Here is a 14207-nt window from a genome sequence, read left to right as displayed (position 1 = left end):
TCCAAGGGTTTTCGTCGGTGCTCAGATGATGTGCTCGGGAGCGACCGGCGTGTGCGTGAGGTTCTTGCCGGTGGCGGCGCGGATGGCCGCGACGACAGCGGGCGTGGTGGAGATCGTCGGCGGCTCGCCGACACCGCGAACCCCGTAGGGCGCGTTGTCGTCGCCGCGCTCGATGACGTCGATCTCCATCGGCGGCATGTCGAGGATGGTGGGGATCAGGTAGTCGGTGAACGAGGGGTTGCGGATCTTCCCGTCGCTGACCTGGATCTCCTCCATCACCGCCAGGCCGAGGCCCTGCGCGGAACCGCCCTGGATCTGGCCGAGGACGGCCTCCGGGTTGACGGCCTTGCCGACGTCCTGCGCGCAGGCCAGCTGCACGACCTTGACCAGCCCCAGCTCGGTGTCGACGTCGACGACGGCGCGGTGCGCGGAGAAGGCGTGCTGCACCTGCACCAGATCGCTTCGCCCGTCGGCGTCCATCGGGGAGGTCTGGCGGTGGTGGAACTCGCGGGTCTCCTCGATGACGTCGTCGCCCAGCACCTCGGCGAGGTCGGCGACGACACCTTCGGCGGAGACGACCTTGCCGCCCTGCAGCGCCAGCCCGACCGCGGTCCCGAACCGCTCGACGACCCGGTCGAACAGCACGTCGCGAACGGCCTGGCAGGCGGCCTGCACAGCGCCACCGGTGACGTAGGTCTGCCGCGAAGCGGAGCTGGAACCGGCCGGTCCGACGGAGGTGTCGTTGGGGTGGATGGTCACCCGCTCCACGCCCAGCTCGGTGCGCGCGATCTGCTGCTGCACGGTCACCAGGCCCTGCCCGACCTCCGCCGCGGCGGTGTGCACCATCGCGGCCGGTTCGCCGCCGAGGAGCTGCAACCGCACCCGGGCCGTGGAGAAGTCGTCGGCGCCCTCGGAGTAGCAGATGTTCTTGATCGTCACCCCGTAGCCGATCCCGCGCACCACGCCTTCGCCGTGCGTGGTGTTGGACGCCCCGCCGGGGAGCTCCCGGATGTCGGTGGTGTCGCGCTCGGGCGGCATCGGCAGCGCGCGGACGCGTTCCAGCAGCTCGGCGACCGGCGCGGGGGAGTCGACCACCTGGCCGGTGGGGATGGTCCCGCCCTGGGCGATGGCGTTGCGCACCCGCAGCTCCACCGGGTCCATGCCCAGCTCGGCGGCGAGCTTGTCCATCTGCGACTCGTAGGCGAAAGTCGGCTGCACGGCGCCCAATCCGCGCATCGCGCCGCACGGCGGGTTGTTCGTGTAGAGCCCCCAGCCGTCGATGCGCACGTTCGGCACCACGTACGGGCCGACGCCCAGCGTCGTCGCGTTGCCCACCACCACGGGGGTTTTCGAGGCGTACGCGCCGCCGTCGAAGTACTGGTCGGCCTTGACGTACACCAGCGTCCCGTCGCGGGTCGCGCCGTGCTCGTAGTACATCTTCGCCGGGTGCCGGTGCACGTGGCCGTAGAACGACTCCTCGCGGCTGTAGACCATCTTCACCGGCTTGCCGACGTGCATCGCGAGCATGCACACGTGCACCTGGATCGACAGGTCCTCGCGGCCTCCGAACGCACCGCCGACACCGGACATGGTCATCCGCACCTTCTCCGGCGGAAGTCCCAGCGCGCGGGCGGTCTGCTTGAGATCGGAGTGCAGGTCCTGCGTCGCCAGGTACAGGTCGACGCCGCCGTCCTCGGCGGGGATCGCCAGACCGGACTCCGGACCCAGGAACGCCTGGTCCTGCATGCCGACGGTGTAGACGCCCGAGACGACGACGTCGGCGGCCGCGTCCGGATCGCCCTTGAGGATCCGCTGGTGGCGCACCACGTTGCCGTCCGGGTGCAGCTTCGGCAGGTCCTCGTCGTGCGCGGCCCGCTCGGCGTCGAGCACCGGGGTCAGCACCTCGTAGTCGACGACGATGCGCTCCAGCGCGCGCCGCGCGGTCTCCGGGTGATCGGCTGCCACCAGGGCCACCGCCTCGCCGACGTAGCGCACCACGTCGGAGGCCAGCACCGGCTGGTCGACCGTCTTGAGGCCGTAGATGTTGTCGCCCGGCACGTCCTCGGCGGTCAGCACCGTGTGCACACCGGCCATGGCCATGGCGGCGCCGATGTCGATGGAGCGGATGCGCGCGTGCGGGTGCGGGCTGCGCAGCGTCGCGCCCCACAGCATGTCCTCGGCCCACAGGTCGGAGGCGTAGGCGAACTCACCGCGCACCTTCAACGTGCCGTCGGGGCGCAGCGGGGACTCCCCGATGCCGCCGTCGATGGCGTCGTCGAGCCGCTGCGGCGTCCGCGTGGGTGCCTGGGCACTCGGTCGGTTGGTCATGATCACGACACCTCCACCAGGCGCAGCCGGGCGCTCGCCCGATCCAGCTCTTCGACGACGTCTTCTCCGGTGAGCACTTCTCTTCCGCCGCACAGCAGCGTCTCGACCTGCGGCAACCGGCCCAGCACCAGCGCGGCGACCGGGTCGGGGATGCCGGTGTGGTCGAGCCCGCCGAGACGCCACACGGCGAGGTCGGCGAGCTTTCCCGGTTCCAGCGAACCGATCTCGTCCTCGCGGCCGATGCAGCGCGCTCCACCCCGGGTCGCCATCCACAACGCCTCGCGCACCGACATCGCCCTGGGGCCGCCGGCGGCGCGGGCGAGCAGCAGCGCCTGCCGCATCTCCTCGCCGAGCCCGCCGGACTCGTTGGAAGCGACCCCGTCTACCCCCAGCCCGACGGGGGCGCCGGCGCTGAGAAGGCCTCGCACGGGGGCGATCCCGGCGCCGAGCCGGCCGTTGGAGCTGGGGCAGTGCGCCGCACCGGTACCGGTCTCGGCGAGCCGCCGGACCGCGGTGGGCGAGAGGTGCACGGCGTGCGCGAGCCACACGTCCGAACCGAGCCAGCCCAGGTCCTCGGCGTACTCCACCGGGGAGCGGCCGAACTCGGCCTGGCACTGCTCCTCTTCGGTGGTGGTCTCGGCGAGGTGGGTGTGCAGCCGAACCCCGTTGCGGCGGGCCAACTCCGCGGCCTCCCGCATCAGCTCCGCGCTCACCGAGAACGGCGAGCACGGGCCGACCGCAACACGGACGCGGGCGCCCGGCGCGGGGTCGTGGAAGGCGTCGATGGCCTGCTGCGTTCCGGCCAGCGCCTCGTCGCGGTCCTCCACCACCGAGTCCGGCGGCAGGCCGCCCTGGGAACGTCCGCGGTCCATCGACCCGCGCACCGCGTGCAGCCGCAGGCCGATCCGCTCGGCGGCGGCGACCACCGCGCCGAAGACGTCGCCGCCCTCGCGCGGGAACACGTAGTGGTGGTCGGCGGCCGTCGTGCACCCCGAGCGCGCCAGCTGCGCGAGCCCGGCCGAGGCGGCGGCGTGGACGGTCTCGACGTCCATCCGCGCCCACACCGGGTAGAGCTCGGTCAGCCACTCGAACAACGTGGAGTCGACGGCGCGACCGCGCGTCGCCCACTGGTAGAGGTGGTGGTGGGTGTTGACCAGTCCGGGAGTGACCAGGCATCCGGTGGCGTCGATGCGACGAACCGGGCCGTCCTGAGGCGGAGCCGATCCCGAGCCCACCGCGACGATCCGGTCGCCCTCGACGACCACGTACCCCTCGGCGAACTCGGTCCCGGCGTCATCGACCGCCACGACCGATCCGCCTTCGACGACGATCCGCTCAGCCATCGGTTCTCCGCTGCGCGGCGAGGCGAACGGCGTCCATGATCTTCTCGTAGCCGGTGCAGCGGCACAGGTTCCCGGCCAGCGACTCGCGGATCTCCGCGTCCGAGGGCTTCGGGGTGCGCTCCAGCAGGTCGTGGGTCTGCACGAGCAGGCCGGGCGTGCAGAAACCGCACTGCACAGCGCCGGTCTCGACGAAGGCCTGCTGAACCGGGTCCAGCTGCTCGTCGTCGGCGAGCCCTTCCACGGTGCGCACCTCGCGGCCCTCGGCCTGACCGGCCGCGACCAGGCACGAGCACGCCGGGACGCCGTCCACGTAGACCGTGCACGAACCGCATTCGCCCTGCTCGCAGGCGTTCTTCGAACCGGGGAGGCCGAGCCGCTCGCGCAGCACGTACAGCAGGGACTCGCCCTCCCAGACGTCGTCGGCCTCCTGCCGGCGTCCGTTGACGGTGAACTTCAGGCGCATTCCTGCCTCCCGGAGCGGTGCTCGTGCCAGGTCCAGTTCAGGGTCCGGCGGGCCAGCACGCCCAAGGCGTGCCTGCGGTAGTCGGCGCTGCCGCGCACGTCGTCGATCGGGGACGCGGCCTGCGCGACGAGTTCGCCGAACCGGCGCGCCACCGAGTCCTCCAGCGGGGCGTCCCAGTCGAGTTCGGCGGCGAGGAAGTCCTCGGCCTCCCGCGCCCGGATCGGGGTGGGCGCGGCCGAGCCGATGCCGGTGCCGACGGTCTTGCCCGCCGGGTCCAGCGAGATCGCGAAGGTGCACACCGCGATGACCATCGCGTTGCGGGTGCCGACCTTGGAGAACTGCTGCGGGCCCGCGGCGGGCGCGATCCGGATGGCGGCGATCAGCTCGTCGGCTTCCAGGACGTTGCGCTTCGGACCGGTGAAGAACTCGTCCACGGGGATCACCCGCGATCCGCGCACGGACTCGACCTCGACGCCCGCCCCGGCCGCCAGCAGCGGTGGGTGGGCGTCTCCGGCAGGAGAGGCCGAGCCGAGGTTGCCCGCGACGGTGCCGCGGTTGCGGATCTGCGGGGACCCCACGGTCCGGCTGGCCATCGCCAGACCGGGCACTCGGGAGCCCAGCTCCTCGATGAGCCGCGCGTAGGGGACGCCCGCGCCGATGCGCAGCACGTCACCGTCCGGCGCCCACTCGGCGAGCTCGGGCACGGTGGTGAGGTCGAGCAGGACCTCGGGCCGGTGCCGGTCGAAGTTCAACTCGACCATCACGTCGGTCCCGCCCGCGATCGGTGTGGCGTCCGGATGCGCGGCCTTGGCTTCGAGCGCTTCCCGCCAGCTGGCGGGGCGGAGGAATTCCACGTCGTACTCCTTCTCGACCGGCCGGTGCGCTGATGTGGCCCAGTACACATTCGTCGAGTAGCCCCTGGCTAGCGGGCGAAACCCCGAAAATGACTACCCCCTGAACGGGTGCGGTTGTATGTTCCTACAAAAGGCGTCAACCCACTCGATTCGCTCGGCGTCGCGGGTTGGAGGACCTCCGGCTCCGGCGGTGCCCATCGCTCGGGTGGGGTGACGAGGGAGCGGCTCCGCCGCTCGCCTGACGGAGGAGCGAGGGTGCGCCTGCGGGATCTGCTCGCCGACGACGAGCTCGGCCTGGTGCTGCTCAACGACGCGGATGCGCTGGAGCGGCCGGTCCGCGGCGTCTACATCACCGACCTCATCGACCCCCGCCGCTACCTGACCGGCGGTGAGCTGGTGCTCAGCGGCCTGGTCTGGCACGGCGGGCCGGAGGATTCCGAGCAGTTCGTCAGAGCCCTCGTCGACGCCGGAGTAGCAGGTCTGGCCGCCGGAACCGCGCGACTCGGCCACGCCCCGCCCGACCTGGTGGCGGCCTGCCGGGAGCACGGGCTGCCCGCGTTCGAAGTGCCGATCACGGTCAGCTTCAACGCCCTCGCCGAACGCATCCAGTGGCGCGCCGCCCCTCGCCGCGAGCTGATCTCGGCGGTCGCCGCCGGCGCCGACCTCGACCGGGTGCTGCGCATGGCCGCCGACGACCTCGGAGCCGACTGCTGGGTCCTCTCGGCCGCCGGCTGGGTCGTCGGCGGCACGGACGAGCTACCCGAGCGGACTCGCCGAGGCGCGCTCGCCGAGTTCACCCGCGGCCGGTTGCCGCGCACCTGGCGCGCGGGCGAGCCGCACGTGCTGTGGCCGGTCGAGACCGGTGCCGAACCGACAGCGGCCCAGTGGTTCGCGCTGGTCAGCGGCGACCTCGTGGAGTGGGACGAGCACCGCGAAGCCGTCGCCACCGACCTGGGCACCGTCGTCTCGCTGGTGCGCGCCCGCGTCGACGAGGCCCGCCGCATCGCCGGCCGCTCCGTCGAAGCCGCGCTGCGCAGGCTCCTCGAAGGCAGCTCCTCACCGACCGAGGTCGCCGCCAGGCTGGAAACCGCCGGGCTCCCGGCCGACGAACCGCTGCGCGCCGTGGCGATGGGCGTCGGCGCCCCCGCCGAATCCACGACCCTGCTACGCGAGATCGCGGCGGCCACCGGCATGGCCTCGGTGACCGCCCCGCTGGGCGACGGCGCCGTCGCGCTGTTCGTCGACGATCGCGAACACCTCGACGACCTGGGTCACCAGCTCCGGCGCATCGTCGCCGTCGCCGAGGCCGGGCTGGGGGAGCGGCGGCTGGCGATGGGCATCAGCGACATCACCGCCGCCACCGCGCTGCGCGGTGCGCTCGACGAGGCCGCCTACGCCCGCCGGCTCGCCGAGCAGCGCCGCGGACGCGCCGAGGTCGCCGCCGCCGCCGAACTCGCCTCGCACGAGGTGCTGCTGGCCTCGGCGCCCGACGAACTGCGCCGCTCCTACCGGGACCGGCTGCTCTCCGCGGTCATCGACTACGACGCCGCGCACGGCTCCGAACTCGTCCGGACGCTGCGCGTGTTCCTGGACAACAACGGTTCCTGGTCGCGCTGCGCCCAACTGCTGCACGTGCACGTCAACACCCTGCGTTACCGCGTCCAGCGGGTCGAGGAACTCACCGGACGCGACCTCTCCGACTTCGGTGCCCGAGTGGACTTCTACCTAGCCCTCCGCCTCGACGAGTCCTCCTGACCAGGAATTTTCGAATTTCGCGCGAAATTCGGGTGCGAACTTTCGGACTCGAACTTCGCGCGAAATTCGAATGAGCGCACCCGGTGTGGTGATCCGCTCGGTGTGCCCGGCGGTGGTGGGCAGTGCGAGTGCTCACAGGTGGCCGTCCCAAGTCGGGTGCCGTTCGAAATCTGACCTCGGGGGCGGTACCGTGCTTGGTCGCAGTTGCGGTCGCCGAGCGCCCGGTCGAAGGGCAGCGAAGACGCGGCGAGGAACCCACCCATCCCCGAGACGGAGGTAACGGGATTGACCGATCTGTCCGCCACCACCGGCGTGACGGACCGCCCGAGCGGCACCGCGCAGGAACCCGGGCGGGGCAACGGGAATCCGGATCCGATCCGGCGATTCCTGGATCAGCAGAACCCCGAAACCCCTTGCCTGGTCATGGATCTGGCGCAGGTGCGAGACCGCTACCGGCAACTGCGCACTGCGCTGCCGGACGCGCGCATCTGCTACGCGGTCAAGGCCAATCCCACTCCCGAGGTCGTCGGCGAACTCATCGCCGAGGGCGCCTCGTTCGACGTCGCCAGCCCCGGTGAGATCGAGCTGTGCCTGGCCAAGGGCGCGGCACCCGATTCGATCTCCTACGGCAACACCATCAAGAAGCGCCGCGACATCGCCCGCGCCCATGAGCAGGGCGTGCGGTTGTTCGCCACCGACAGCCACGCCGACCTGGCCAACATCGCCGAGGTCGCGCCGGGTTCGCAGGTGTTCTGCCGCGTCCTGGTCGACAACACCGGCTCGAAGACCCCCTTCGGCCGCAAGTTCGGCTGCACCCCGCAGCAGGCCGCGGAACTGCTGGTCCGCGCCGCCGAGCTGGGCCTCGACCCCTTCGGCGTGTCGTTCCACATCGGATCGCAGCAGCTGGACCCGGCCGCCTACCGGCACGGCGTCGACGCCGCCGCCGCTGTGTTCGCCGACTGCGCCGCGAGCGGAGTGCGACCGCGCATGGTCAACCTCGGCGGGGGACTGCCCGCCGGGTACACCGAGACCGCGCCGCCGCTGGCCGACTACGTCACGGCCATCGAGCAGGCGCTGGAGCACGCGTTCGGCCCGCAGCGGCCGGAACTGCTCATCGAGCCCGGGCGGTTCATCGTCGGCGACGCCGGTGTGCTGCGCAGCGAGGTCGTGCTGGTCACCGACTCCTGCGACGGGCAACGGCGTTGGGTGTACCTCGACATCGGGCGCTACAACGGCCTCGCCGAAACCGAGGGCGAGGCCATCACCTACCGGTTGCGCACCTCGCGCGACGGTGACCAGGAAGGCCCGGTCGTGCTGGCCGGGCCCACTTGCGACGGTGACGACGTGCTCTACCAGCGGACCCACTACGAGCTGCCGCGCACGCTGCGCGGCGGCGACTGGGTGGACCTGCTGTCGGCGGGCGCGTACACCGCGAGCTATTCATCGGTGGGTTTCAACGGGTTCACCCCGCTGCCCACCTATTGCGTCGACGGCGATCAGCGGCCGTGATCTGCTGCGACGGCACGTCCGTCCGCGGCGGTGCCAGAAGCGAAACGCGGCGAATCTGCGAAATGATGGGAGGTCGATAGATGTCCGTTGACACCGGAGCACAGGTCGGTCTGTTCACCGGAAGGCACGTCCTGGCAGAGCTGGAGGGCGTTGAACCGGAACTGCTGGACGACGAGCAGTACCTGCGAGAAGTCCTGCACAAGGCGCTGAGCGAGTCGGACGCCACGGTGTGCCAGATGATCGCCAAGCGGTTCGACCCGCAAGGCGTCACGGTGTTGGCGCTGCTGTCGGAGTCCCACGCCTCGCTGCACACGTACCCGGAGGACGGCTCGATCTTCATCGACGTGTTCACCTGCGGGCACACCGCGAAACCGGAGTTGGCCGTGGAGCTGCTCGCCGAAGCGCTCCAGCCGACGACGAAGAACGTGCAGACGATCCAACGAGGCCACGACTACGCCGAACTGGTCTGCTGAGCGTTTCGACGGTTCGATCTCAACGCGAGCCACTCCTGATGCACGTCCAAGGCGCGGCGTCGCGGCGTGCTCGCCATGACGCCGCTCAGAACCCGCGGCGGTGCGAGTTGCTCAGGTGGGGAGGGCGAAAGCGGCTTCGCCGCTTGCCGGATCTCCGCAGTTGGACGTGAGCGGGGAACGGTCTACTTTCGCGTGTCGGCGGGCCCGCCACGGGAGCCGGCGGGATGCTTGGCACAAATCGATGGGGAATTCAGGAGGAACACCGTTGATCGAACTCGACGGGCACCGGTGGATCAAGGAGCCGATGGGCGCCGACCTGCAGCGCCTGTGGCGGGTGGACGACGTGCTGTGGGAGGGCGACACCCCCTACCAGCACGTGGTGATCGCGCGGACCGCGCAGGGCGTCTCGCTGTTCTGCGACGACGACCGCCAGAGCACCGAGTTCTCCCAGCTGGTCTACCACGAAGCCATGATGGTGCCGGCGTTCCTGCTGGCCGCGCAGGTGGAGCGGGTGCTGATCATCGGGTCGAGCGAGGGCGTGGCCAGCCAGATGGCCGTCGCCGCCGGCGCGACCCGGGTGGATCACGTCGACATCGACGAGCTGTGCGTGCGCAAGTGCGCCGAGCACCTGCCCTACGGCTACACGCCGGAGGAGCTGGCGGCCGCCGAGAAGGGCGAAGGCCCGGTCGCGATCCACTTCGCGGACGGCTGGAGCTTCCTGGACACGGCCCCGCCGGAGGGCTACGACATCGTCGTGGTCGACCTGCCCGACGAGCGCGCTGACGACGACGGTCAGCACAACCGGCTCTACGGCCTGGAGTTCATCCAGCGCTGCCAGTCGGTGCTCTCCGCCGGTGGGGTGGTGGCCTTCCAGGGCGGCTGCCCGACGGTGTGGCGCAACGAGACGCTGATCCGCGCCTACAACCGGTTCCAGTCGGCGTTCGAGACGGTCGCCTACTTCGGTTCCGACGAGCACGAGTGGGCGTTCCTGTTCGGCCGGGTCGAGCCGATCGACGACCCGATCAACCTCATGCTCGAAGCCCTCCCGAGCAGCGCTTACGAGCCCGAGACGATCGACGACGCGTCGCTGATCGGCGCCACGGTCCCCCCGATCTCGGTGCGCAACCAGTCGTGACCCCGCCAGGCCCCTGACCGGGGGCTCGGTTCGCGGCGGTGTTGGTCCGAACCGACCGGGCGAAGAAGACATCGATCCTGGTCGGTTCGGACCAGAACAGCCCTCTGCCCTGACCTAGGGGGCGTCGAGGTAGGGGTGGAAGTTCATCGCCCCATCGCGCGGCAGGAACCACTGGTCGAAGGCGAGGCCCTGGGTGTGCAGCTCGGCTTCGAGCTTGGCGGCGCGCTCCACGACCTCCGGCTCGGCCTCGCCGGCCAGCGGCACGTCGATCTCGTAGAGCTCGTGGTGCTCCAGACCGCCGAAGGTCGCGTTCGCGAAGTTCTCGAACACCGGCTCGCTGTCGTCCCAGGCCATCAGCTCCGCGGCTTCCAGGACCACCCGCGCCTCGTTGATCACCAGCCGCAGCGCGAGCGCTTCGGCGACGCTGCGCGGCGAGGTCCACACCGGTTCGGTGAGCCGGACCGCCACGGCCGCTGAGGCCAGCACGAACGCGCGGGCGAAGAACGCGTCGTAGCGCTTGTCGTAGCAGGGCGGCAGCTCTTCCAGCACCAGCAGTCCGACGGCGTCGGCGACGGTCGCGTTGTTGACCGCCAGCGCGAGCTCGTCGTAGAAGATCTCGTCCGTCACCACGCGCACCGCGTGCACCAGGGCGCCCGCGGCCAACGCCGCCTGCTCGCCCTCGATGCCGAAGACGCCGGTGTCGAAGGCCCGCAGCCTGGGCGCGAGTTCGGTGAGCCGGTGCTTCCAGTGCGCGGAGTCCATCGCGGGCTCACCGGAGGACTCCAGTGCCTCCTCGATGGCGGCCTGCAGCGCGTCGTCGGCGTCGACGTCGTCCGCGGCGGCCAACCGCTCGTTGAACTCGTCCTCGGTGATGCGCACCGCCGACTCGGCGACGGACCAGCCGATCAGCAGCTCGGTCTCCACGATGAGCTCGTCGAGCACCGAGGCCGCGCCCTCCTCCGCCGCCTGCAGCGACGGCGCGTCCAGCGCGAGCAGCACGCTCACGCCCGCCGGGTGCACGGTGATGCGGTAGTCGAGCACGTCGATCTCGGACTCCTCCGGCCCGCTGACCCCCTCGACCATGGCGAGGTGGCGGTCGAGCACGGCCGCGACCCCTTCCTGCTGCAGCGGGTCCAGCTCCACCACCTCGGCAGGTGGCGTCAGCTCTGCCGTCACCGCGTAATCCACCGCGTATCGCCCTCTCCTCGACTGCTGGACGGCATGGTACGACGTCCCCCTGCCGGTGACCCGTCCAGCAGGCGGGGTGTCGGAGTCGGCCATGATGGTCCGGTGACGAGCGTGGTGGTCTTCGGCAGCTGCAACATGGACCTGGTCGCCTACGTGCCGGTCGCGCCCAAGCAGGGCGAGACGGTCACCGGCCGCGAGTTCCGCACGGTTCCCGGTGGCAAGGGCGCCAACCAGGCGATCGCCGCCGCGAAGGCGGGTGCGGACGCGCGCATGATCGGCGCGGTCGGCGGAGACGAGTTCGGAGCCGAGATCCGCCGGGTCTTCCAGGAATCCGCTGTGGACGTCCAGGGCCTGCGAACGGTGTCCGGCCGCAGCGGAACGGCGCACATCGTGGTCGACGACAGCGGTGACAACTCGATCGTCGTGGTCCCGGCGGCCAACGGAACCGTGGACGCGCTCGCCGACGGCGACGAGGAGATCATCGCCGATTCGGACAGCCTGCTGCTGCAACTGGAGATCCCGCAGCCCGGAGTTGCCGCCGCCGCGGCGGCGGCCAAGCGCAACGGCGTGCGGGTCGTGCTCACCCCCGCTCCCGCCGTCCCGCTCCCGGAGGAGCTGCTGCGCGACGTCGACCTGCTCGTGCCCAACGAGCACGAGGCGGCCGTGCTGACCGGCCACGACGACCCCGAGCGCGCCCTGACGGCGCTGCTGGAGCTGGTTCCCGAGGTGGTGATCACCCTAGGTGCCCGGGGATGCGTCTACGGCAGCCGCGAGGGAGCCCGCCACGAGGTCCCGGCGTTCGAGGTCCAGGCGGTGGACACCACGGCGGCCGGCGACACCTTCGTCGGTGTCCTCAGCGCCGCGCTGGGCGAGGGCGAAGAGGTTCCGGCGGCACTGCGGAGGGCGGCGGCGGGCTCAGCACTGTCCGTGCAGCGCATTGGCGCGACGAGCGCGATGCCCACTCGGGATGAAATCGTCCGCTTCATGGCGAACTGATAGTCGGAAGCCTCGATTACCCGTTGCCGACGACCACCGCCGGTGGTCATTGCCGGGTAATGCGCGGGACTTTAACGGACGGCCGGAAATGTCCGAAGCCAAATCCGGCCGCCCGTGCCCGGCCGTTCACCGAGCGTTGTCGTAAGCCTCGACGATCTCAGCCGGAATGCGACCCCGGTCGGAAACCTGCATGCCCTGTTCCCGAGCCCATTCCCGAATGGCCTGGTTGCGTTCCCGGTCGGCCTGCGTCGGCGCGCCCGAGGGCTTGCCCGGCTTGTTGCCAGACCGCTTGCGGCCACCGGTCTTACGTGCGTTGGCCACGAAGGAGGCCAGCGCGTCCCGCAGTTTCGCGGCGTTGTCGACGGACAGGTCGATTTGGTAGTTCACCCCGTCCAGGGCGAACTCGACGGTGCTGTCGGCTTGCGAGCCGTCGACATCGTCGACCAGCTGCACGGTGACTTTCTGCGCCACGGTTAAACCTCGATTCCGGCTCGAATCCAGTCTCTGCGCGCACATGCCCGCGCGACGAAGAGCGAGCGAACAATAAACGATCGTCGGAAGAATGTTCCACCCGGTCTCGAATTTCGGCCGCCGCTCGGATTACCTTGGGTTGAAAACCGGCGCACCCGGTTACCGACCGTTAGTCGGCGGTGACCGGGCCGCGGCAGCGGACGTCCGGCGGGCCGAGCGGTTTTCGGCCGATCGGGCTGCTGTTCTATGGTTGCGTGCGAGACATCTGCTAAGTGTCGTGCTACAACGTGGTCAGGACCAGCAGTAGTCTTACCTGGAAGTCGCGGATCGAGACGGGGCGCGTTCCCGAGACAGGTGATCATGGCCGAGCGGATTCAGGTTGATCTCGTCGATGACATCGACGGGTCGCCAGCCAAGCACACCGTCACTTTCGCGCTGGATGGCGTGAGCTACGAAATCGACCTGAACGACGGCAACGCTCAAGCGCTGCGTTCTGTGCTCGACCGCTACATCAAGGCCGCTCGCGCGCCCAAACCCGCGGCTCCTCGCAGCACCAAGCAGCAGGAGCGCGAAGAGGAGCAGGCGCGCCAGGCCAACAAGCAGCTCACCGAGCAGATTCGCGGCGCAGCCCAGCGCACCCGCGACGCGCTGAAGAAGCCCGAAGCGGCGGATGACGCGCAGGCTCCCGAGAAGGACGCGGAGCCGGAGCCGGTCGCTGCGAAGGAAGTCGCGGCGAAGGAGTCGGAGCTGGTTCCCGCCGAGGAGGCCAAGCCCGACGCCGGTGCCGAGGCGCCGGCGGTGTCGCTGCCGCTGTTCTCCTCCGCCGTCGACTAGATCCGGCGGGACGACCGCAGCAAAAACCGCACCGGAGATGTGCTGAATCCGGTGCGGTTCGAGTTCTCGGGTGCTGTTCAGTCCGCCGCGCGGTGTCTCCGCGCACGCGTGCGGGTGCCCGTCGCGCGCGTTTCCTTAGCCGGTGCCGAGTTCGCTCCGTCGGCGAGCGCGGCCGCGAACTCCGGTGGGGCGCTCGGGCCCCAGTTGCGATCCTCCGGATCAGCCAGAGTGTTGCGCAGCTCGGTGTATATCGGAGTCGAGTCCATCGCTACCCCCGTTCTGACAAGTCGTCGGCAGGCTACCCGCGAAATCGGGCAGCACTCGATCCAAAGACCAACTACCACTCGAAGGTGGATGGCGCACTACTCCTGCCGTCCACGGCCCGTTCATGCCGGTGGACCCTGAAACCGGCCTCTGACCTGGGGTTTCGCCCTTAAAGGGGGGGTGGTGTTCATGGGGTTTTTCGGGGTGCGTAAAGTATTCCAGGTCAGAGCGACACGGGCCGGGAAAACCGGGCCGGGCCTGACGGGGCCCCGAGAACCTCGCTTAAACCTGAGGGTGTTAGCGTGGTGGGACCCGGGAAAAACGGGTAAGACCTTTTGATAATGTGAATACCGATTGAGCGGTTGTTTTCGCTTGGTGTCGCCGGGTACGGGGCTTGCTTGTAGGTCACGGAATGGCGACGGACGAGAATGAGACCCCCGGTTTGACCGAGGAAATCAGGATGGTCTAGAGTGGGAAACACCGCGAGAGCGGGAATCACCGAGGAAATGACTCCCCGGAGTTTGCGGCCCTGGAAATGGGGTTGTGGCGATGGTGTGGGTGTGTTCTTTGAGAACTCAACAGTGGACTGTTTTG

Annotated in this window: 12 protein-coding genes; 6 read left to right on the top strand and 6 right to left on the bottom strand. The window is 70.0% G+C overall.

What is annotated here, in order from left to right; all coding sequences use genetic code 11:
- Positions 1-21 precede the first annotated feature (21 nt).
- Genes pucD through AB0J91_RS14265 form a run of 4 tightly spaced genes read right to left on the bottom strand, consistent with a single transcriptional unit; the run spans position 22 to position 4988 of the window.
- A complete protein-coding gene (gene pucD, locus AB0J91_RS14280) occupies positions 22-2328 on the bottom strand; it encodes a xanthine dehydrogenase subunit D (protein WP_363868168.1) in 2307 nt (768 codons plus the stop codon).
- Positions 2329-2330: 2 nt separating this feature from the next.
- Positions 2331-3671 (bottom strand): 8-oxoguanine deaminase, encoded by a 1341-nt coding sequence (locus tag AB0J91_RS14275; protein ID WP_363868165.1) that lies wholly within the window; start codon positions 3669-3671, stop codon positions 2331-2333.
- On the bottom strand, positions 3664-4134 hold the full coding sequence (locus AB0J91_RS14270; RefSeq protein ID WP_363868162.1) for a (2Fe-2S)-binding protein: 471 nt from the start codon (positions 4132-4134) through the stop codon (positions 3664-3666). Before AB0J91_RS14270 ends, AB0J91_RS14275 begins: the two co-directional genes overlap by 8 nt.
- Positions 4125-4988 carry an FAD binding domain-containing protein gene (locus tag AB0J91_RS14265; protein WP_132676364.1) on the bottom strand — a complete coding sequence of 288 codons (864 nt, stop codon included), beginning with the start codon at positions 4986-4988 and terminating at the stop codon, positions 4125-4127. Before AB0J91_RS14265 ends, AB0J91_RS14270 begins: the two co-directional genes overlap by 10 nt.
- A 255-nt stretch (positions 4989-5243) precedes the next feature.
- Between AB0J91_RS14265 and AB0J91_RS14260 the strand changes: the two genes are divergently transcribed.
- From AB0J91_RS14260 to AB0J91_RS14245, 4 genes are all read left to right on the top strand, one after another.
- Positions 5244-6743 (top strand): helix-turn-helix domain-containing protein, encoded by a 1500-nt coding sequence (locus tag AB0J91_RS14260; protein WP_363868159.1) that lies wholly within the window; start codon positions 5244-5246, stop codon positions 6741-6743.
- Positions 6744-7028: 285 nt separating this feature from the next.
- Positions 7029-8252, top strand: a complete 1224-nt coding sequence (locus AB0J91_RS14255) for a type III PLP-dependent enzyme (protein ID WP_363868157.1) — start codon at positions 7029-7031, stop codon at positions 8250-8252.
- An 80-nt stretch (positions 8253-8332) separates the two neighbouring features.
- Positions 8333-8725, top strand: a complete 393-nt coding sequence (gene speD / locus AB0J91_RS14250) for an adenosylmethionine decarboxylase (protein ID WP_363795966.1) — start codon at positions 8333-8335, stop codon at positions 8723-8725.
- Positions 8726-8990: 265 nt separating this feature from the next.
- Positions 8991-9860 (top strand): spermidine synthase, encoded by an 870-nt coding sequence (locus AB0J91_RS14245; RefSeq protein WP_363868154.1) that lies wholly within the window; start codon positions 8991-8993, stop codon positions 9858-9860.
- Positions 9861-9974: 114 nt separating this feature from the next.
- Here AB0J91_RS14245 and AB0J91_RS14240 read toward each other — a convergent pair whose 3' ends face one another.
- On the bottom strand, positions 9975-11036 hold the full coding sequence (locus AB0J91_RS14240; protein WP_363868151.1) for a hypothetical protein: 1062 nt from the start codon (positions 11034-11036) through the stop codon (positions 9975-9977).
- A 114-nt stretch (positions 11037-11150) separates the two neighbouring features.
- Between AB0J91_RS14240 and rbsK the strand changes: the two genes are divergently transcribed.
- Positions 11151-12044 carry a ribokinase gene (rbsK, locus tag AB0J91_RS14235; protein ID WP_363868148.1) on the top strand — a complete coding sequence of 298 codons (894 nt, stop codon included), beginning with the start codon at positions 11151-11153 and terminating at the stop codon, positions 12042-12044.
- A 126-nt stretch (positions 12045-12170) separates the two neighbouring features.
- On the opposite strand, the gene AB0J91_RS14230 is transcribed toward rbsK, so the two are convergent.
- Entirely contained in the window at positions 12171-12515 is a 345-nt protein-coding gene (locus AB0J91_RS14230) for an Lsr2 family protein (protein WP_132627252.1), read from the bottom strand.
- Between the two features lie 360 nt (positions 12516-12875).
- On the opposite strand from AB0J91_RS14230, the gene AB0J91_RS14225 reads away from it, so the two are divergent.
- Entirely contained in the window at positions 12876-13349 is a 474-nt protein-coding gene (locus AB0J91_RS14225) for a histone-like nucleoid-structuring protein Lsr2 (protein ID WP_363795974.1), read from the top strand.
- Positions 13350-14207: the final 858 nt, after the last annotated feature.

It is taken from the genome of Saccharopolyspora sp. NPDC049357 (assembly GCF_040677225.1).
Lineage (GTDB): Bacteria > Actinomycetota > Actinomycetes > Mycobacteriales > Pseudonocardiaceae > Saccharopolyspora.
Note: the sequence above shows the minus strand (reverse complement) of the source record. Positions and strands in the feature narration are given on the sequence as shown.

Bases quoted from the DNA above. Each gene is read 5' to 3' on its own strand.
- pucD (WP_363868168.1), bottom strand. From the start codon at position 2,328: ATGACCAACCGACCGAGTGCCCAGGCACCCACGCGGACGCCGCAGCGG.
- AB0J91_RS14275 (WP_363868165.1), bottom strand. From the start codon at position 3,671: ATGGCTGAGCGGATCGTCGTCGAAGGCGGATCGGTCGTGGCGGTCGAT.
- AB0J91_RS14270 (WP_363868162.1), bottom strand. From the start codon at position 4,134: ATGCGCCTGAAGTTCACCGTCAACGGACGCCGGCAGGAGGCCGACGAC.
- speD (WP_363795966.1), top strand. From the start codon at position 8,333: ATGTCCGTTGACACCGGAGCACAGGTCGGTCTGTTCACCGGAAGGCAC.
- AB0J91_RS14225 (WP_363795974.1), top strand. From the start codon at position 12,876: ATGGCCGAGCGGATTCAGGTTGATCTCGTCGATGACATCGACGGGTCG.